Here is an 18,159-nt window from a genome sequence, read left to right as displayed (position 1 = left end):
GTGATCTGGCCGTCGTCACGGGGAGCTACCAGGACCAACACCGGTCTTCGCGTGCCCGCTCTCGGAATATGGCGCTGAACTGAGGAGAATTCAACATGGCTGTCAGGATCGGCTTTGACACGGAGCTGCGCGATGCAGACGCCCGGCGGGCGCTGGAAGAGATGCTTCAGCGCATGGAGAACAAGCGGCCCTTCTACGCCGCTGTTGGGGAACGCATGCTCTCTTCAACAAAGGATCGGTTTGCCCAGGAGAACGCGCCCGACGGCACGCCCTGGGCTGCCCTGCGCGCTGCCACCGTCAAGGCGCGTGAGCGCCGCAAGCAGATCCCGGTAAAAAAGCTGCGCGCCCGCGGCTATCTGGCGGGCTCGATCTACCACGAGGCCACCGCCGAAGAGGTGCGGGTCGGCTCGCCTGTCGAATATGCCGCCATCCACCAGCTGGGCGGCACGATCAACAAGCCGGCGCGGCAGGCGAAGATTTACCGCAAGAAAGACGAGGCGGGTCAGGTGGGGCGGCGCTTCGTCAAGAAATCCGAGGCCAACCACGTCACGGACGTCACCATCCCCGCCCACAAGATCACGATCCCGGCGCGGCCTTACCTCGGGCTCACCGCAGCCGACGAAGAGGGCGTGATGGAGGATGCGGAGACCTGGCTCCTTATGTGATTTTGTCGCCCCCTTGGGCCTTCCGCCTCAGCGCGCCACAGAGGCGCGTGGCGTCTTCCGGGGGCGACGGGTCGCACGAGCCGCGCTCCCCCCGTTAGCCCCCCGTTAGGATCGCTCTGCGGCCACGTTCCGTCCCGATCCCCGCTACCCGGTCGGACATTTCGCTTGTGGGGGTCAGGTCCGCCCCTCTATCCTGAGATCAGAGGCCAATTCTGCAGTCCTCGGACACCTGTCCGGCGGACTTTGAAAATAGGCTCATGCGAAGGGTGGTTCGTCAACAACTGGACGAACCCATGCCCAAGCCGCTCACCGCCCGTATCGAGGTTTTCCGCCCCGGCACTTTCACCCCGATGCAGGGCGCACCGATCACCTATTCCGCAGCCGACCTGCGCGCCATCGCGGACAGCTATGATCCGGACACCGCTCCTGCGCCGATCGTCGTGGGCCATCCCGAGATCGATGCCCCGGCTTTCGGTTGGGTGAAGGGGTTCGAGTATGACGCGGAGGCCGATCGGCTCTTTGCCGAGCTTGATGACATCGAACCGGCCTTTGCCGATCTGGTGAAGGCGGGCCGGTTCAAGAAGGTCTCCATGGCCTTCTTTTCCCCCGGCCAGTCGCACAACCCCGTGCCCGGCACCTGGTATCCCAAGCATGTCGGCTTTCTGGGTGCCGCTGCCCCCGCCGTGGCCGGGCTGAAGAACGTCCAGTTCGCCGGTAAGGCCGATACCGTTTTCACCGCCGAGTTCGGCGCGCGCGGCTTCGACGAGACCGCCTCGATCTTCCGCGCCATGCGCGATTTCTTCATCGACCGCTTCGGCCTCGAGGACGCGGACCGGGTTCTGCCGTCCTATCGCATCGAATGGCTGGCTGAGCTCGACGACGAAGACGGCCGCAACGGCATCCACAGCTATTCCGCGGTGCCCGCGCGCCGCCCGGCCACCACACGCCCCAAGAAACAGGAACCGGAGATCCCCGTGACCCACAAATCCGATCCGGCCTTCGCTGCGCGCGAGGCCGAGCTGGCGGAGCGCGAGAAGACGCTTGCGGCCCGCGAGACTGCCGCCCGCCACGACGAGCACGTGAAATTCGCCGAGCGGCTTGTCGAAGAAGGCCGCCTGCTGCCGGTCTCGCGCGACAAGGTGGTCGCGATCTTCGACGCGCTTCCGGGCGAGCAGACCGTGGCCTTTGCCGGAGGCACGGCAAAGCTGACACCGGCGGACGCGCTGCGCGAGGTGCTGGAAGCCCAGCCGAAGGCCGTCAGCTTTGGCGAGCTCGATCTGCCCGAAGGCCCTGGCGCCGAGGCTGGCAAGACCGCCGCCTTTGCCGCCGACGGCAAGTCCGTCGATCCGGCGGGGCTCGAGCTTCACAACAAGGCGATGGCCTACCAGCGCCAGCACCCCGGCACCGAATACATGGCCGCCGTGCGCGCCGTGTCCTGATCGGAGATCCTCATGCGCACCTATCATTCGATCCTCTCGCTGTCCGCCACCATGGCGGCGGTCTGCAATGCTGGTGACCTCATCAGCTTTGCCAATGCGCCGATCACGGTGGAAGACACGCCCGTCAAGGGCGTGGCCCAGAACCCGGCCACCGAGGTCGGGCTCGACATCGCGCTGACGGCGCTCGGCTTTGAGACCGTCAGAGCCGTCGGCGCCATCGCGGTCGGGGCGCCGCTCTGCACCGCCACCGGGGGTGGCGTCCGGACCGCCGTGATCGGCACCGACGACAACATCTTCGCCCGCGCGCTGACGGCTGCAGCCGACGGCGAGACCGTTCAAATCCTGATCCGCTGAGGAGCCGACCATGAACCAACCCCTCAACCAGCGCACCGCGGCGGTCATCGACCCGATCCTGTCGACCCATGCCCGCGGCTATCGCAACGCCGAGTTCATCGCGCACCTGCTGTTTCCGCGCGTGACGATCGGCAACCGCTCGATGCGCGTCATCCGCTTCGGCAAGGAAGCCTTCCGGATGATCAACACCCGCCGCGCCCCCGGCAGTGACAAGAAGCGCGTCCAGTTCGGCTATGCCTCGGATCCGGTGACGCTGATCCAGAACGCTCTGGAGGGCACCGTGCCTTTCGAGCACATGGAGGAGGCCGCGTCCGTTCCAGGCATCGATCTGGGCATGAACGCCGTGAACGGGGTGATGAACATCATCGACCTTGGCCACGAACACGAGGCAGCGCAGCTGGCGCGGGATGCCGCGAACTACGATGCCAACCACAAGATGGCCCTGACAGGCACCGATCGCTGGGCCTCGGACAGCTCCGATCCTCGTGCCGATGTGGATGCCGGCAAGGAAGTCATCCGCCGTTCCATCGGACGCTATCCCAACACCCTGACCTTCGGGCCCACGGCGGTCAACGCTGCGAAGCGGCATCCGAAGGTCAAAGAGCAGTTCAAGTACACGTCCAAGGACAGCATCACCACCGACATGCTGGCCAGCTATTTCGACGTGGACCGGGTTCTGGTCGGCAAGGCCGTCTACCTGCCCGAAGACGCCACGGACGAAGATCTGGCTCAGGATGTCTGGGGGGATGACGTCCTTCTGTCCTACGTGCCCACGGCCACCGAAACCTACCAGGTACCGGCCTATGGCTACACCTACGAGCTGCGCGGCTATCCGCAGGTCGAGCAGCCCTACATGGAGCGCTCGCGGGACAGCTGGCTCTACCCGACCAAGTCGGAGCGCCGGACCTACATCACCGGCGCCGAAGGCGGCTTCCTGATCCAGAACGCCGGCGCGGCTGCGGCGTAAGGGGACGGTCATGGAACGCAAACTCACCGTCACCCTCCTGTCGGCCGCCAAGATCGGCGGCAAGTTCTACGGCGCGGGGGCTTCTCCGGAAGTGTCCGTCCGCCAGCTTGCCGATCTGGTGTCGGCAGGGGCGGCGCCGCCGGATGCTGCAAGTCAGCTCGCCGAAACCTCCGCTCCTCAAAGCGCCGAGCTTGCCGCAGCCATCGCCCGTGCCGAGGCGGCAGAAGCCCGGGTGGCCGAGCTTGAAGCCTCGCTCAAGGAGGCGCTGGCGCAGATCCCCGCGCTGCAGGCTGCGGCCATTGAAGCCGAGGCTCAGCGTGATCTGCTGCAGGAGCGCGTCCTCGACCTGCAGCGCGGTGTCGAGACCGCAGACGATGGGACCGCTGCCCCCCAATCCGCCGATCAGCAGCAGGGCGCGTCCGACGCGCCGGCCGGAGCCGACCCGGCGGGAAAACCCGCCCTCGGCAAAAAGGTCACCACGAAGGCGGCCAAAAGCTGACCGCGCGCCGCAGGGGCGCCTGCCGGCGTCCCTGCAATCCCCGCTCCCCCTTTCTGAAGAGGCAGGATCATGAGCCAGCACCACGGCCTTCCGGTGTCAGGATATACCCCGGTCAGCGGCGATGCCGTGGCCTTGGTCAACCGCTCGAAAGAGCTCGAGGAGCGCGTTCTGCGCTTCCTTGACGAGCTGGCGGCAGTGCCGGGGGTTGACGTGCGCTGGTTTTCCATCGGGCGCACCGACATCGAAAAGGGCTTTATGGCCGTGAACCGCTCCGTGTTCCGGCCCGCGCGTTTCGATCTGCCGGCCGAGCCGTCGCCGAAGGAGATGTTCGCCCGCGGGTTCGAGCAGGGTCTGCGTCACAACTATGACGCGGGCCCGATCGATCAGCAGATCGATGCTGCCTGGGAGGCCCTGGCATGTCGGATGTGACCAGCTCGACCGATGGCGCCTATGGCGTGGCGGCAGAGGAACTGCGGCAGTTCATCGAACGGTATGAGCAGCTCGAGATCGAGAAGCAGGCGATCACCGAACAGCAGAAGGAGCTGATGGCCGAAGCCAAGGCCCGGGGCTACGACACCGCAGCCATGCGGAAGGTCATCGCGCTGCGCAAGCGGGACAAGGATGACATCGCCGAGGAAGAGGCGGTGGTCGAGATGTATAAAGCCGCGTTGGGCATGGCATGACCTACGCGAGCCTTGCCGATCTGACCAAACGCGCCGGCGACGCCGAAATCCGCCAGGTGGCGGACCGGGACCGCGACGGCACGCCCGATCCGGATGTCATCGCTGCGGCACTTGAGGATGCCGACAACACCGTCAACGGCTATGTCGGCGCCAAATACGCGCTGCCGCTGAGTTCAGTTCCAGCCGTCGTCGTCACCTGGGCGGTATCGATCGCCCGCTACATCCTGCATCGCAATGGCGCTCCGGATCATGTGCGCGAAGATTACAAGGATGCGATTGCCGCCCTGAAAGATGTGTCGCGCGGTCTGATCGCGCTGCCGGTCGAGGTGGGTGAAATCCCCCCCACCACCGTCAACGGCACCGTCATGTCGGCGCATCCCGATCCCGTCTTCACCCCCGAAAAACTCAGGGGCTGGTGATGCTGTCAGAGATCCTTGCCCGCCTGCTTGCCGAACTGCCCGCGACCCGCTTTCCGGGCGGTGTGGAGATTGCCGAGGACATCGATGCGCTGGCGGCGCGCGCCGGCCAAGTGGAGAGCGGCACCGCGATCATCATGCCGTGGCGGGAACGCGCCGGGCCGGAGCTTCTGGCCACCGGCGGTCATCGGCAGCGCGTGGCGGTGCAGTTCCTCGTGGGCACCGTGGTCCGCGATTACGACCAGCTGATGGGCGGGGATCGCGCGCTCGCCTTCGACACCCGCAAGATCGATTGCGAGAGGGCCCTTGCGGGCTGGACGCCCCCGTCCTGCACCGATGCCTGCGTTCTGGTCGGCGGCGAAAGCAGCCCGATCGACACGGGTGTCAGCATTTACGTCCAGACGTGGGAAACCGCGCGCTTCCTGACAGGAGACTGACATGCCGACCAAGGCCACACGTCCGACCAGCGGCGGACGCTTTGAACGCAGCAAGACGGGCGAACTCACCCGCATCGATCCTGACGGGGTGCGGTCACCGCCCGGGGGCGAGCCACCACCCGATCCCGAGCCTGCCCCCACCCCCGAACTCCCCGCGGCCAAGCCCGCAGCGGACAGTAAAGCGAAGAGGAATGCCGAATGACCCGGCACTGGAAAAAGCTCGCCATCCTGCACAAGCTGGAAACGGCTTATGCCACCGATGCGGCGCCTCTGGCGGCAGATGCGATCATCGCCAGCAATGTGACCTTCACGCCCATGGAGGGCGAAGAGGTCACGCGCGACCTGATGCTGCCCTATCTCGGCAACCAGGGCGTGCTGCTGGCAGGCGTCTATGCGCGGCTTGAATTCGACGTGGAGATCGCGGGCGCCGGTGCCCTGGGCGATATCCCGAAATACGGCTCGCTGCTGCGCATCGCAGGGTTCTCCGAGACCGTCGATGCAGGCGTTGCCGTTGAATACAGCATCGTTGAAACCGGTCTTGAAAGCGGCTCGATCTACTTTGTCAGCGACAAGGTCCAGCATGTCATGCTGGGCTGCCAAGCCAACGTGGCGCTCACCTTCACGGCCAAGGGCATCCCCCGGTACCGCTTCACCGTCATCGGGCTTCTCGGCACCATCACCGACCTTGGCACCATGCCCGCAGTGACCACTGCCGGCTGGATCACCCCGGTCATCGTGTCGAAGGCAAATACCGTCATGACACTGCACGGCTGGACCGCCGTGGCGGAAAGCCTGTCGGTGGATCGCGGCAACGTGCTTACACCTCGTTTCAACATCGGCGATGAGCGGATGTCGATCACCGATCGCTCGGCCACCGGCAGCACCGTTGTCGAAGCCCGGTCCATCGCCACAATCGACTGGTTCGCCCGCGCGCTGGCCCGGACCCGGGGGGAGCTGTCGCTCGTCCATGGCACCACGGCTGGCAATACCGTCGAGATCGCGGCCCCGGCCGTCGAAGTCGGCCGGCCGACGCAGGGGCAGACGGACAACATCGTCAATTACACGGTGCCGCTGATGCTCTGCCCCGAAGACGGGCTCGACGAGCTGACGATCACGGTCCGCTGACGGCATTCCAAAGGGGATCGATGAGGGCGGGTCTGCGCCCAAGATGCGAACCGAGGCGCCGGGATGGCGGGCGCCAGAGGTCAGGACAAGCACCCGAGGGCGGCAGGCGCGCGCCCCAGCCATCACGAAACCAGACAGAGGACGTCCAGATGAAGTTCAAGCTCGCAAAATCCTATCGCTACTGGTGGCCGGTCACCATCCGCCAGCCTGATCCCGACAATGCCGGAAAGCTGGTCGAGATGAAGCTGAAGCTGCTTTTTGAGCCCTCGAACCGCGAAGAGGTTCTGGAGAGCCAGAAGCGGTTCTCCGAGCTGACCAGCGAAGCGGAGCGCATGGAACACGAGACCGCGCAGTATCTGCGGGTCGTGAAGGGCTGGGACGACGTGGTCGATGAAGACGACGGGCAGCAGGTCCCGTTCTCCGAAGAGCTGTTCCGGCGGGCGCTCAGCCACTCGTGGTTCCGGGCCGGCGTTGAGCGCGCCTATGTCGAGAGCCTGCTGGGGGAAGAAGCCCGCCTGGGAAACTGAAGGCCGCCGCGCGGGCATGGGCCTTCGCGCGGCTGGGGAAGGTCGATGACAGCACGCCCCTGACCGTGGATCCCGAACTGGCTGACCAGTTCGCTGCCATGGGGGTCGATGTCGCGGTGGCGGATGCGCCCGTGTCCGAAGAGGTGGTCGAGGTCATGCCTGCAAACTGGAACAGTCTCTGCGTCTGGCTCGCCTGCCAGAACCAGTGGCGGACCGTGGTGCGCGGCACCGCGATCGTGCTGCTGGGGCTGGATATGAACGCCGTCGATGTCGTGATGCGGCGGCTGAAGGCTGCAGATGAGGTGATCGAGGATCTTCTCGTCATGGAGACGGCAGCGCTGAACGTGCTGCACGGGGCGAGCTGATGGCGGCTAAGACCTTCAGTATCGCCGCGATCTTCCGGGGCGATGTCAGTCAGCTGAAGCCCGCGACGCAGGAAGCGCGCCGAGAGGTCACCTCGGTGGGCGAAGCCGCCGCCAAATCGGCGCCACTCCTTGTGCGGCAGGCGGACGCGCTGGAGCTTGCCGCTGCCGCCGCCCGTGATGCCGCCACATCGGCGGACAGCCTTGCGGTTTCTGATCAGCGCGCCCGAGACGCGATGACCGGGCTGGCCAGCGCCCATGCGGCGGCCGTGCGTCCGCTCGGGTCTGCCGCGCAGGGTATGACCGGCCTGCAGTCCGCCATGGCTGGCGCTGTCGGCTGGGGCGCCAGTCTGGAAGCCGCCATGGGCAGCGTCGCGCTTGCCAGCGCTGGCGCCCGGGACGCCGTGACCAGGCTGGACTCTGCGCATGCCGCCGCGCGCTCCTCCCTCAGCGGCTTTGCCGGGGCGATGTCGCAGCAGCAAACCGCGCTGCAGGGTGCCATGAGCGCCACGAGTGGTTTCACCGCCACCATCGGTGATCAGACCAGCGCCCTTGTGCAAAACCAGCGCGCCTCGGCTGCCTGGCAGGCAGAGCTGGATGGCGTGCGGGCGAAGTTCAATCCGATTTTCGCCCTCAGCAGGCAGTACGAGGCCCAGCTTCGCGATATCGCCGAAGCCGAAAAGCTGGGGGCCATCAGCGCGCGCGAGGCTGCCGACGCCCGTGAACGTGCCGCCCGGGTGCTGGCCCCGACGCCGGTTCAGGCGCCTGCCACTCCGCCGCGGCAGGTCGAGGATCTGCGCGGGCGCTACATGCCCCTCTACGCGGCAGAGCGGCGCTATGAACGGGAACTTGAACAGGTTTCCGAAGCGCGCCGGATCGGGGCGCTGAGCGATGAAGAGGCGATTGTCGTGCAGGAGCGGCTGCGCGGCTCCTATGACCAGACGGTCGAGCAAATCCGGCGCAGCGATCCCGCCTTGCGCGGTCAGGGTCAGGCGATGCGCCTTAACGCCCATGAAGCGCGCAACCTGTCCTACCAGCTTTCGGACACGTTCCAGACGCTGGCTCTGGGCATGCCGATCCAGCAGGTGCTGCTGCAGCAGGGTCCGCAGATCATCGATATCTATGGCGGCGTGGGCAACACGTTCCGGGCGCTCCGGGCGGCGCTGACCCCGGTACGGCTGGCGCTGGGGGCGACCACGGCCGCAGTTGTCGTCGGTGCCGCCGCCTGGAACGGCTATCTGACCTCGGTGAAAGAGGTGCAGACGGCGGCCGGGGGGCTGGGTCGCGCCACCGCCGCCCCTGCGGCGGAACTGGAGGCGGCAGCGCAGGCCGGGGCCTCCACAGCCGGGATCTCCATCAAGGCGGCACGGTCGATGCAGGCCGAATTCCTGCGCACGGGGCGGATCGGGTCGGAGAACTTCGAGGGTCTGATCGGGATCTCCAAGGATTTTGCGGCCACCATCGGCATTGAGGCGGCAGCAGCCGGCGGTGCCCTTTCCGAGATGTTTGCAAAGCCTGCCGAGGGCGCCGACACGCTCTACCGGAAATACGGGCTGATCGATGCGGCCACCATGCGGCAGGTGCGAAACCTGGCTGAGCAGAACCGCGGCACCGAAGCTCAGACACTGCTGCTGGACGCTCTCCAGCCCCGGCTTGTCGATGCGGCAGAGGCAACCACGCTCCTTGGTCGTGCTTGGGATGATGTTAAGACAGCCGCCTCGGATGCTGGGAATGCCATCGGTGGTGCGATCAATCGTGTGTTCAGCGGGCCAAGCCGAGAAGAGGAGCTGCAAGACCGCATTGCAGCCGCCCAGAAGCGGCTTCAAGATCTTGATGGCGGCAGAAAATATCTTCGCCTTTCCGATGATGACAGGGAGCAACGGCGCGCCGAGGCACAAGCCGAACTCGCGCAAGCCGAGCTCGAACTTGCGTCGACCCGCGCCCGTGCCAGCTTTCGCCAAAGCCGCGCGGCGGCCGAGGCCAGGGGCCGAAACTCGTTGGATGTTGCCGGGGCATCGCCGGCCAATGCCCGCCTTCAGCAGGAAGAGCAGCTTCGCAACGAGATCGCGTCGCTCGAGGCCGGTCAGAACGCTCCAGGTCTGGACGATTTCCAGCGTGGTGAAATCGGTGCTTCGATCGAGGCGAAGTCCCGCGCCCTCGATGCGCTGATCAACCGTCAGGAACGCACGCTCGAACTGGACCGTCTGGACATCCAGATCGCCAATGAGCGCAACCCGCTGTTCCGGGCGGAGCTGGAGGCCCGGCGGACACGGCTGAAGCTGGCCGAAGATGAGATCAACATCCTGGACCTTGAGGCGGAGGTCCACCGGGCCCGCAGCAGGGTCATCGAGGAGACAATCGCGGCAGGTCGGCAGCAGGCGGCGGATATGCAGGCGGAGATGGAAATCCGCCAGCGCCTGACCGGGCTGGTCTCCGCCGGGCTTATCAGCTCCGCCGAGGCGAACCGGCTGCTGGAGGAAGAGCTTGCCCTGCGCCCGCTGGTCGCGGCAGCCGCGGCAGCGGAGGGCGAGGAAAAGACCCGCCTGCTGGAAGTGCTGGATCAGCTGCGCGGCGCCTATGCCGCGACAGCCGAGGCCGACCGGACGGCGCGGGCCACGGAGGCCGGGCAAGAGCATCTGCGCAGCCAGCGTGAACGCCTTGCCATGCTGCGGGTGGAAATCGGCCTGATCGGGCAGAGTGCTGCGGTTCAGGCCCGCACCCTCGCGCTGGCCCGGGCTGAGCAGAACATCCGCTCCATGAAGCTTGATCCGCAGAGCGCGCAGGCTCAGGAAATCCGTCAGACCGAAGTCGCGCTGTCCGACCTGGAGCGCAGCCTTGAGCGGCAGCGCGATGCCTGGGGCAAGGTGCAGGGCTCGGCTGAGGCCGCGATCGACGGCATCGTCGGAAAGCTGAGCACCGGCGATGTCTCGGGGGCGCTGGAAAGCCTCGCCTCTGAAATGACCGGCCTTTTCACCGAAATTGCTGTCAGCAACCCGCTGAAGAACGCGATCCTCGGCACGGATTACGGCACGCTGAGCGATGTCGGCGGGCTCGAGGGGATCATCTCCCGGATCTTTGGTGGCAAGGATGCGCCCGGCGAACTGGCCAGCGCTGCCACTGCGGGGCCATCGGTTGCCGCGATGACCGTCTCTGCCGGCAGTGTCACCATCACCGCCGGCACCATGGGGTTCGGGGGCGCCGCCGGCCAGATGCCCGGGGCTGCCGCCAATTCGCCCGGCTCGATCCTGACAGGTGGCAGTCTTCCGGGATCGCAGGAGGTGCAGTCACAGGTCTGGCGGTTCTTCAGCGACAAGGGGCTGGCACCGCATCAGGTCGCGGCGATCATGGGCAACGTCTCGGCGGAAAGCGCCTTCAACCCCACGGCTGTTGGCGATGGCGGCACGTCCTTCGGGCTTTTCCAGCACCACGCCGGGCGTGGAGAGGCCCTTCTCAACACGGTTGGCGGCAGGGGCGGACTTGGCAATGTCGAGGCGCAGCTGGGCCATGTCTGGAGCGAGCTTCAGGGCTCGGAGAATGGCGTGCTGCAGCGCCTGCTTGCGGCCACCAACGTCAAGGATGCCACTGCGGCCTTTGTCGGGTTCGAGCGGCCGCAAGGCTGGACCGCTGCCGATCCCACCGGCGCCCATAACTGGACCGGGCGGCTTGGCGGAGCTGAGCAGGCGATGACCAAGTTCGCCAGTGCCGCCAGCACGGCCACCACCGATCTTGGCGCCCTGGGCGAAGGGGCTACGGGCATCGGGTCCCTGCTGTCCAGCATCGGATCGGGCATGGCCGGTGGCGGCGGTGGCGGAAGCCTGCTCTGGACCGTCGCCTCGGGCATTGCGGGCGCCGTGGGCATCCCCGGCTTCCGGGACGGCGGACCCACGGGCGGCAGCGATCCGTCGCGCGTGGCCGGGGTCGTCCATGAAGAGGAATTCGTGTTCGACGCGCCCGCCACCCGGCGGATAGGTGTCAGGAACCTTGAGGCCCTGCGCAAGGGTGTCCTGCGCGGCTATCAGGCCGGCGGCTATGTGCAGTCTGTCGCCAGCGTGCCAGTGCTCGCGAATTCCGCCCCCGCGCCGCAGCAGGCGTTTGGCCCGATCCCGATCACCGTCAACAACTATTCCGGTCAGGAGATCCAGTCCGAGATCCAGCCCGACGGGCGCGGCGGGCGGCAGATGATCATGACGGTCGGGCAGCAGGGGGCGGCGGCGATCCGGCAGCCGGGCAACCCGATGAACAAGCAGCTGAAGCGGATGGGCGTGAAGTCCGGGCCGGTGCGGCGATGACGTATCCCGTCTGGCCCGCAGAGCTGCCGCGCCCCGAGCGCAACACCTGGTCCCGGACCTGGGCGGACCCGCGCCTGAAGCGCCGGGGTGAGACCGGTCCGCCGCGCTGGCGGCGGCGGTTTTCGGCCGTGCCGCAGACGGTATCGCTGTCGATCCTGCTGAGCCGCTGGCAGGTCGCGGTCTTCGAGCAGTTCTGGGAAAACCAGACCCGTTTCGGCAGCACGCTCTTCCGGATGCCCGATCCCACCACCGATGGCTGGGCGCTGCTGACCCCCACCGGCGGCCCGCTGCTGACCCCTGAAGGCCAGCCGCTGCTGCTGTCAAAGCTCTGGACCGTCTCCTTCGGCGACGAGGCACCTGTACAGAGCGTTGTCGGCATCGAATTCCGTTTCTCTTTCTCAATCGTGGTGATGCCCTCATGAGACGTGTCAGTCTGAATGCTCGTCTGGCCGCTGATGCGGCGATGTCTGACGAAACACCCGTGGTGCTGATCGAGATCACGCATCCCGCGCTGTCGGTGCCGATCCGGCTGTCGACGGACAGTGCCGATCTGATCGAGCAGACGCCGGCGGGGCAAATCCGCGGCACGCGCTCCACCTGGCGCGGCGCCGATCCCGAAACGGAGCCTTACCTCTTCATCGTCGCCTCGGCGATACTGCCTTCTGACCTGAAGGACGCGCCGGCGGCGGGATCGCTGGTGCTCGACAACCTCAGCCCCGAGATCTCGAAGCTGGCCCGGTCCTACACCGATCTGGCCACGATCTGCCTCGCGCAGGTCTATGCCTCGTCGCCCGATCTGGTGGAACAGGAGGCGACCGGCCTGCAGATCACCTCGGTCGCGATCACCGGGACGGAAATCACCCTGACCTATACCCGCGAGGAGCGGGAAAACGAGCCGTTCCCGAAGGGGCGCCTGTCGCGTTCCTGGTATCCGGGGATGCACCAATGACAGGAGAGAGCATGATATCGTTCAAAGGATTATTGGCCAATTTTGGTGGCAAGAAAACTGTCCCGCGGATCAGTCGTCCGACGATCGAGGCACAACTGAAAATGTCGGTCGAGGAGCTAGAGGCTTGCCACCAAGTTCCTCGACCATTTGCTGATCAATCGCTTCAATCATGGCAGTCACGCCAGCCGAAACCATGAGCCTCCTGTATTCCTCTTCGCTCTGTGGATCGTTTTGCGTGGAGAGTGCTTTTGTGGTGGCCAGCATGTCTTCCAAGGGAGCGCGCACGAGCTGGCTCTTAGTCGCCATCACAGCAAGCACGTTCTGCAAGATCACTTCTATGCACCGAATGCGGAACTCAAGATGGTCAAAATCCCGTGCGGTCCAATCCCGTCGCTTCTTTTCGGTCATCGTTCGCTTTCCTCCGCTTTCGTCTTGTCGACGCATTCGAAGACGCAAGCAAAGCCAGTTCAAGGATTCTTTCTATGACTGACTGGGTCAACCGCTTCGTGGGCATCCCCTATGCCGAGTTCGGGCGCAGCCGCCTCGGCTGCGACTGCTGGGGGCTGGCCTGCATTGTCTACCGGGAAGAGCTGGGGATCAGCCTGCCGGAATACCTCGGCGAAGGGGCTGCAGGCGAGCATGCCGAAATCGCAGCGCTGGTGGCAGGCGAAGCGGCATCCCCGCTCTGGCTGCCGGTGAACGGCCCCGCCATCGCCTTCGATCTGGCGGTCTTCCGGCGTGGCCGGTTCCAGAGCCATGTGGGTGTCGTCGTCCGCCACGGGCTCATGCTGCATCTGGCCGCGCGGGATTGCGCCAAGGTCGAGCCCTTTGACCGGGGCTGCTGGAAGACGCGGCTGTCCGGAACCTATCGCCATGTCGAACTTGTAGGGCTCGCACGATGAACCAGCCGAACAAAGTCCCTGTCATCGCCGCGCCGATGCTCGATCCCGGCGCCGGCCGGATCGATCTGGAGCTGCCCTGTGAGATGACCATCGCGCAGATGGTGTCCTTCGCGCTGCCGGGCCTGCCGGAGGCAGCGCGGCACCGTGTCCGCGTGACGCTGGTCACCGATCGCGGCAGCCAGACGGTCGATCCCGGCGTCTGGCATCTGGCCCGGCCGCGTCCCGGGGTGCGGGTGGTGATGCGGGTGGTGCCCGGCGATGAAGGCCTGCGGTCGGTGCTGACCATCGTTGTCGCGGTCGCGGCTCTGGCGCTGGCCGCGACCTATGGCGGGCTTCTCGCGCCCGCGCTCGGTGTCAGTACAACCGTGGCTGAAGGCTTGATCGTCCTCGGCGCCACCGCCCTCGGCAATCTCGCGATCAACGCCCTGATCCCGCCGGTCGAGCCCGACAAGTCGCCCGCCGCCCGCTACACGGTCACAGGGTTTCGAAACGAGATGCGCCCCGATGGCACCGTTCCGGAAATTATGGGCCAGATCCGCTATGCGCCGCCTTTCGCCGCCTCCAGCTGGAGCGAGATCGTCGGTGACCTGCAGTATATCCGCGCGGCGTTCCATTTCGGCACCGGTGCGGTTGAGCTCAGCGATCTGCGCTTCGGTGACACCTCGATCGACGACTATGACGAGGTGGAGACCGAAATCCTGACAGGCGTGCCGGGCACCACCGCGCTGGATCTGTACCCATGGCAGATCTACGAGGAGCGGGTCGGGACGGAACTGGTTCGCCCGTGGCCCACCGATGACGCGGGGGAGCAGATCGACGGGCCCAGCATCGAGACGCCCGTCATACGCTCCACCGGACGCGATGCCGCTGCAGCATCGCTCATCTTCCACTTTCCATATGGCCTGATCCGTTTCAACCGCGAGGGCGATAAGCGCGACAATGACGTGAGGGTCAGGATCAGGCAGCGCCAGCTCGACAGCGAGCCCTGGCAGGATGTCACGCAGCTTTCGTTCCTGGGACGGCAGCGGGAGGCCTTCTTCCGGCAGTACACCTGGAACCTGCCCTCGCGCGGACGCTGGAAGATCGAGGTGACGTTGCTCAACGATCCACCCGGCAACGATCGCTATCTGGAGACCTGCATTCTGGCAGCGGTGCAGACCATCCGCACCGAACCGCCGATCATCGATCCGGAGCCGGTCACGCTGGTCGCCATGCGGGCCAAGGCCACCCACCAGTTCAATGGCCAGATCGACAACTTCAACGCGCTGGCGGCGCGGCTATTTCTCGACTGGGATCACGAAGCCGGGGAATGGGTGACGCGCGCCACCAGCAACCCGGCCTCGTATTTCCGTCTGGCGCTGCAGTCGCCAGCCAATCCGCGGCCCGTGCCCGACGCCGAGATCGATCTGGAGCTGCTGCAGGACTGGCATGATTTCTGTCGGCTGAAGGATCTGAAGTTCGACCACGTCTTCGACGAGGACGGCATGAGCCTGCGCGACGCGCTGACCGTCATCGCGGCGGCAGGCCGGGCGGCACCGCGCCATGATGGCACCCGCTGGGGCGTGGTGATCGATCGGCCGCAGTCGCTGGTCATCGATCACATCAACCCCCGCAATGCCGAAGGTTTCCGGACCACGCGCAGCTATTTCGAGCCACCGCATGCCTTCCGGGTGCAGTTCCGCGATGCCACCGACGACTACCGCCAGACCGAGCGCATCGTGCGCTGGCCGGGCTATGAGGGGCCGATATCGCTCACCGAAGAGCTAGTGCTGACCGGCAAGACCGATCCCGATGAGATCGCCCGGGAGGCCACGCGCCGCGCCTATGAGCTGCTGCACCGCACCGAGGTGCATGAGGTGACGCAGGAACATGGCGTGCGCGTCGCCACCACCGGCGATCTGGTGATGATGAGCAACGACATCCTGAGCTCCGTGCAATGGGCGGGCCGGGTGATGGCCGTTGAAGGCCGCGCGGTGGTGCTGGACGAACGGGTCACCATGGAAGCGGGAGAGGACTATGCGCTGCGCTTCCGCCATCTGGCTGATCCGGAGACCGACACGATCGGACAGTCGGTACTGCGGAGCGTCTGGCCCAGCGTTGGCGAGACCGCCACGCTGCTGCTGACTGGCGAAGGCCCAATGCCTGCCGTTGGTGATCTGGTCCATTTCGGGCCGGCGGCAGAGGAAAGCATGCCGGTGATCATTCAAGGGATCGAGGCGGGGGAGGATTTTTCCTCCATCGTCCGGATGGTGGACGCGGCGCCGATCATCGATGAGCTGATCGACGCCTACGTGCCGCCTCCCTGGACCGGGCGGACCGGCGAAACTGTAGATTACGTCGCCCCGACCCCGGCTGCGCCCTACTGGACCTCGATCCGCTCAGGGCTGGATCTGGAGTTTTCCTTTGGCAGCGGCGCCGGGGATGAATGGGAGGACCCCGATCCTGATCCGGAGCCGCGCGACATCACCGCGCTGCTTGCGCCGGGCACCGGGTCCAGTGCGCTGCTGGTGAGCTACCAGATCGAGCACCGGGTGGTCGGGGCTCCCGACTGGACCGTGCTGATCGTGCCGGTGTCGGCGGGCGGCGCCACCATCACCGGCTATGAAACAGAGCAGCTGGTCGAGCTGCGGGCGAAGGCGATCGCGGTCGGCGGCACCGAAGGACCATATTCGGCCACCATCTCGATCACCGTGGGGGCCAACGATCCCGCCATCCCGGCCGCACTGGCGACCGATGCGGTCACCGTCACCGGCGGGCTGGGCTTTGCGCAATTCGCGATTGTGATGGGCAGCGATCCGGTGACCACCGGCCTGCGGCTTTACCGCGTGCCCGAGGGCGATGTGCTGGACCGCGACACTCATGCCGTGGGCGGGGTCACCCCGACCACCCCGGGCGCGGTGTTCAACCTCTTCGACGGCGATGCCACGCGTAGCAACCTGCTGTCGAACAGCGTCTTCGACACCGCCGGCGCCTGGACGGCCGAGGCGGGCTGGGCGGTGACCGGGGGCCAAGCTGCGCATGTCGCCGGCACCGCCGACACCATCCGGCAAAGCGTCTCCCTGACCGCCGGCCGCAGCTATCGGATCGCCTTCACTGCCGCGATCACGGCAGGTTCGGTCACGCCCATGCTGTTCGGCAGCACCGACGTGCCCGGCGACGCAGTCACGGCATCCGGGCCGCAGCGCGAGCGCCTGACCGCCCTGTCAGGAAATACTGCCTTCGGCTGGGCTGCCAGCAGCGACGGCGACCTGCAGGTCGATGACGCGGTGCTGTTTCTGGAGACGGCCGGCTGCCTGCCCGCCGGAACCTACAGCTGGTATGTCGAGCCCGTCTCCTCCAATTCAGTCGGCGGCCCGCTGGCTGGCCCCTACGCCGCCGAGGTGCTGTGATGCCCGGCCGCGTCTTCCCCACAAATCCTGACATGGAGAGCCGCAATGCCTGACGCCGGCGCCAGAACCATCGACCTTCCTAGCCTCGCAAATGCCGAGGACCTGCTTGGACATAACGGCGGCACGCTCGGCGTACTGCCACGCGACACCCTCGCCCTGCTGCTGCTCGCCTCCGGCGCGCTGGCTGACCGGCTGGCCGAACTGGACCGGGCCACCTCTTATGCCAGCGTCCTGCGCCCGACCTGGACGGCGCTGGCAGCCCTGGCGCCAGAGGCGATCGGCCAGCAGGCCGAGGTCAGCCCCGAGGATACCGGCAGCCACACCGATCCGCAGACCAGCGAGACCGTTAACAATGCCGGGCGCTATACCGCCTTCGGCACCAGCGCGGGGCAATGGACCTGGGTGGACGGCGGCGGGCTTGGCGCAAAGCTCAGCATCAGCGGCGCGCTGCAGGAGCTGTCGGGGCCGCTCGCCGGGACGGCGCGCACCAATCTCGGCGCCGCCTCGCAGGCGGCCATGGACGCGGCAGAGGCGGCGATTGCCACCAAGGCCTCGCAGGCGGCCATGTCCGCAGCAGAGGCGGCCATCGCCACCAAGGCGGGGCAGGATGACCTCGACGCGCTGACAGGGGTGGTGGGCGGCAAGGCCGATGCCGCCGCCGTGCAGGCGCTGGACGTGCGCACGGAGTCTATTGAGATGCGGATCCAGACCCTCGATCCCGATTTTGCCGGGTTCTCCTACGCAGTGGCGGATGCGGACGGGACGGCGCTGGTCATCTATGACCTTGAGGGGCAACTTGTAATTTCCGAGCCCGATGAGGACGTTTTCGATCCCGACTTCTCGGAGGCCATATGGGCCGTTGTTGGGCAGAACGATCTGGTGGCGCAGCTTCTTCGGCGCGATGGCAGCATGGCGTTTCCGGGCGGCATGGGCACCGACACCTATCGCGTGACGGACATCGATGGCGACTTCTCTGAAAACGTCCTCACCGTGGTTGACCGGGACGACAAGGTGCTGCAGCGGATCGACCGCGCGGGGAACGTCTATTTTCCGGCGAGCGATCAGGACGGAAGCAGCAAACCGGCGCCCACCGTGCGGCGCCCGCGCGTTCATGAGACGCTGGCGCTGGACATCAACCACCATGTGATGAACGGCC

At 66.3% G+C, this 18,159-nt stretch carries 20 protein-coding genes; 19 read left to right on the top strand and 1 reads right to left on the bottom strand.

What is annotated here, in order from left to right:
* The first annotated feature begins 95 nt into the window (after positions 1-95).
* The 16 genes from VK682_RS03150 (at position 96) to VK682_RS03075 (ending at position 12,712) form a co-directional block, all read left to right on the top strand.
* Positions 96-665, top strand: coding sequence for a phage virion morphogenesis protein (locus VK682_RS03150; protein ID WP_324781414.1), 570 nt, complete (start codon positions 96-98; stop codon positions 663-665).
* 293 nt (positions 666-958) lie between these two features.
* Entirely contained in the window at positions 959-2,104 is a 1,146-nt protein-coding gene (locus VK682_RS03145; protein ID WP_324781413.1) for a hypothetical protein, read from the top strand.
* 12 nt (positions 2,105-2,116) lie between these two features.
* A complete protein-coding gene (locus VK682_RS03140) occupies positions 2,117-2,458 on the top strand; it encodes a hypothetical protein (protein ID WP_324781412.1) in 342 nt (113 codons plus the stop codon).
* A gap of 10 nt (positions 2,459-2,468) precedes the next feature.
* Positions 2,469-3,425 (top strand): major capsid protein, encoded by a 957-nt coding sequence (locus VK682_RS03135; RefSeq protein ID WP_324781411.1) that lies wholly within the window; start codon positions 2,469-2,471, stop codon positions 3,423-3,425.
* Between the two features lie 10 nt (positions 3,426-3,435).
* Positions 3,436-3,924 carry a hypothetical protein gene (locus VK682_RS03130; RefSeq protein ID WP_324781410.1) on the top strand — a complete coding sequence of 163 codons (489 nt, stop codon included), beginning with the start codon at positions 3,436-3,438 and terminating at the stop codon, positions 3,922-3,924.
* A gap of 69 nt (positions 3,925-3,993) precedes the next feature.
* Positions 3,994-4,353: an Acb2/Tad1 domain-containing protein gene (locus VK682_RS03125; RefSeq protein WP_324781409.1), complete on the top strand. Its 360-nt coding sequence runs from the start codon at positions 3,994-3,996 to the stop codon at positions 4,351-4,353.
* A complete protein-coding gene (locus VK682_RS03120) occupies positions 4,341-4,607 on the top strand; it encodes a DUF2312 domain-containing protein (RefSeq protein ID WP_324781408.1) in 267 nt (88 codons plus the stop codon). Before VK682_RS03125 ends, VK682_RS03120 begins: the two co-directional genes overlap by 13 nt.
* On the top strand, positions 4,604-5,026 hold the full coding sequence (locus VK682_RS03115) for a gp436 family protein (protein ID WP_324781407.1): 423 nt from the start codon (positions 4,604-4,606) through the stop codon (positions 5,024-5,026). The genes VK682_RS03120 and VK682_RS03115 overlap by 4 nt, the downstream gene beginning before the upstream one ends.
* Positions 5,026-5,460 (top strand): phage tail terminator protein, encoded by a 435-nt coding sequence (locus VK682_RS03110; protein WP_324781406.1) that lies wholly within the window; start codon positions 5,026-5,028, stop codon positions 5,458-5,460. Before VK682_RS03115 ends, VK682_RS03110 begins: the two co-directional genes overlap by 1 nt.
* A 1-nt stretch (position 5,461) precedes the next feature.
* Positions 5,462-5,662 carry a hypothetical protein gene (locus VK682_RS03105; RefSeq protein ID WP_324781405.1) on the top strand — a complete coding sequence of 67 codons (201 nt, stop codon included), beginning with the start codon at positions 5,462-5,464 and terminating at the stop codon, positions 5,660-5,662.
* Complete coding sequence (locus tag VK682_RS03100; protein WP_324781404.1) at positions 5,659-6,585, top strand: phage tail tube protein; 927 nt, start codon at positions 5,659-5,661, stop codon at positions 6,583-6,585. Before VK682_RS03105 ends, VK682_RS03100 begins: the two co-directional genes overlap by 4 nt.
* A gap of 149 nt (positions 6,586-6,734) precedes the next feature.
* Positions 6,735-7,112, top strand: a complete 378-nt coding sequence (locus VK682_RS03095) for a hypothetical protein (protein WP_324781403.1) — start codon at positions 6,735-6,737, stop codon at positions 7,110-7,112.
* Between the two features lie 65 nt (positions 7,113-7,177).
* Positions 7,178-7,477, top strand: coding sequence for a DUF1799 domain-containing protein (locus tag VK682_RS03090; RefSeq protein WP_324781402.1), 300 nt, complete (start codon positions 7,178-7,180; stop codon positions 7,475-7,477).
* Positions 7,477-11,763, top strand: a complete 4,287-nt coding sequence (locus VK682_RS03085) for a phage tail tip lysozyme (RefSeq protein ID WP_324781401.1) — start codon at positions 7,477-7,479, stop codon at positions 11,761-11,763. The genes VK682_RS03090 and VK682_RS03085 overlap by 1 nt, the downstream gene beginning before the upstream one ends.
* A complete protein-coding gene (locus VK682_RS03080) occupies positions 11,760-12,185 on the top strand; it encodes a hypothetical protein (RefSeq protein WP_324781400.1) in 426 nt (141 codons plus the stop codon). Before VK682_RS03085 ends, VK682_RS03080 begins: the two co-directional genes overlap by 4 nt.
* Before the next feature lie 41 nt (positions 12,186-12,226).
* The gene (locus VK682_RS03075; RefSeq protein WP_324781399.1) at positions 12,227-12,712 is read left to right on the top strand and encodes a hypothetical protein; all 486 of its coding nucleotides are present in this window, start codon (positions 12,227-12,229) and stop codon (positions 12,710-12,712) included.
* Between the two features lie 69 nt (positions 12,713-12,781).
* Here the strand turns inward: VK682_RS03075 and VK682_RS03070 are convergent, their stop codons facing one another.
* A complete protein-coding gene (locus VK682_RS03070; RefSeq protein ID WP_324781398.1) occupies positions 12,782-13,120 on the bottom strand; it encodes a hypothetical protein in 339 nt (112 codons plus the stop codon).
* Positions 13,121-13,194: 74 nt separating this feature from the next.
* Between VK682_RS03070 and VK682_RS03065 the strand changes: the two genes are divergently transcribed.
* From VK682_RS03065 to VK682_RS03055, 3 genes are all read left to right on the top strand, one after another.
* Positions 13,195-13,614 carry a C40 family peptidase gene (locus tag VK682_RS03065; RefSeq protein WP_324781397.1) on the top strand — a complete coding sequence of 140 codons (420 nt, stop codon included), beginning with the start codon at positions 13,195-13,197 and terminating at the stop codon, positions 13,612-13,614.
* A complete protein-coding gene (locus VK682_RS03060; RefSeq protein WP_324781396.1) occupies positions 13,611-17,003 on the top strand; it encodes a TipJ family phage tail tip protein in 3,393 nt (1,130 codons plus the stop codon). The genes VK682_RS03065 and VK682_RS03060 overlap by 4 nt, the downstream gene beginning before the upstream one ends.
* A 45-nt stretch (positions 17,004-17,048) precedes the next feature.
* On the top strand, positions 17,049-18,159 hold a 1,111-nt coding region (locus VK682_RS03055), incomplete at its 3' end, for a hypothetical protein (protein ID WP_324781395.1).

The sequence above is a fragment of the Salipiger marinus genome (assembly GCF_035481585.1).
Lineage (GTDB): Bacteria > Pseudomonadota > Alphaproteobacteria > Rhodobacterales > Rhodobacteraceae > Salipiger > Salipiger marinus.
This window is presented reverse-complemented; position numbering and strand designations above follow the sequence as displayed.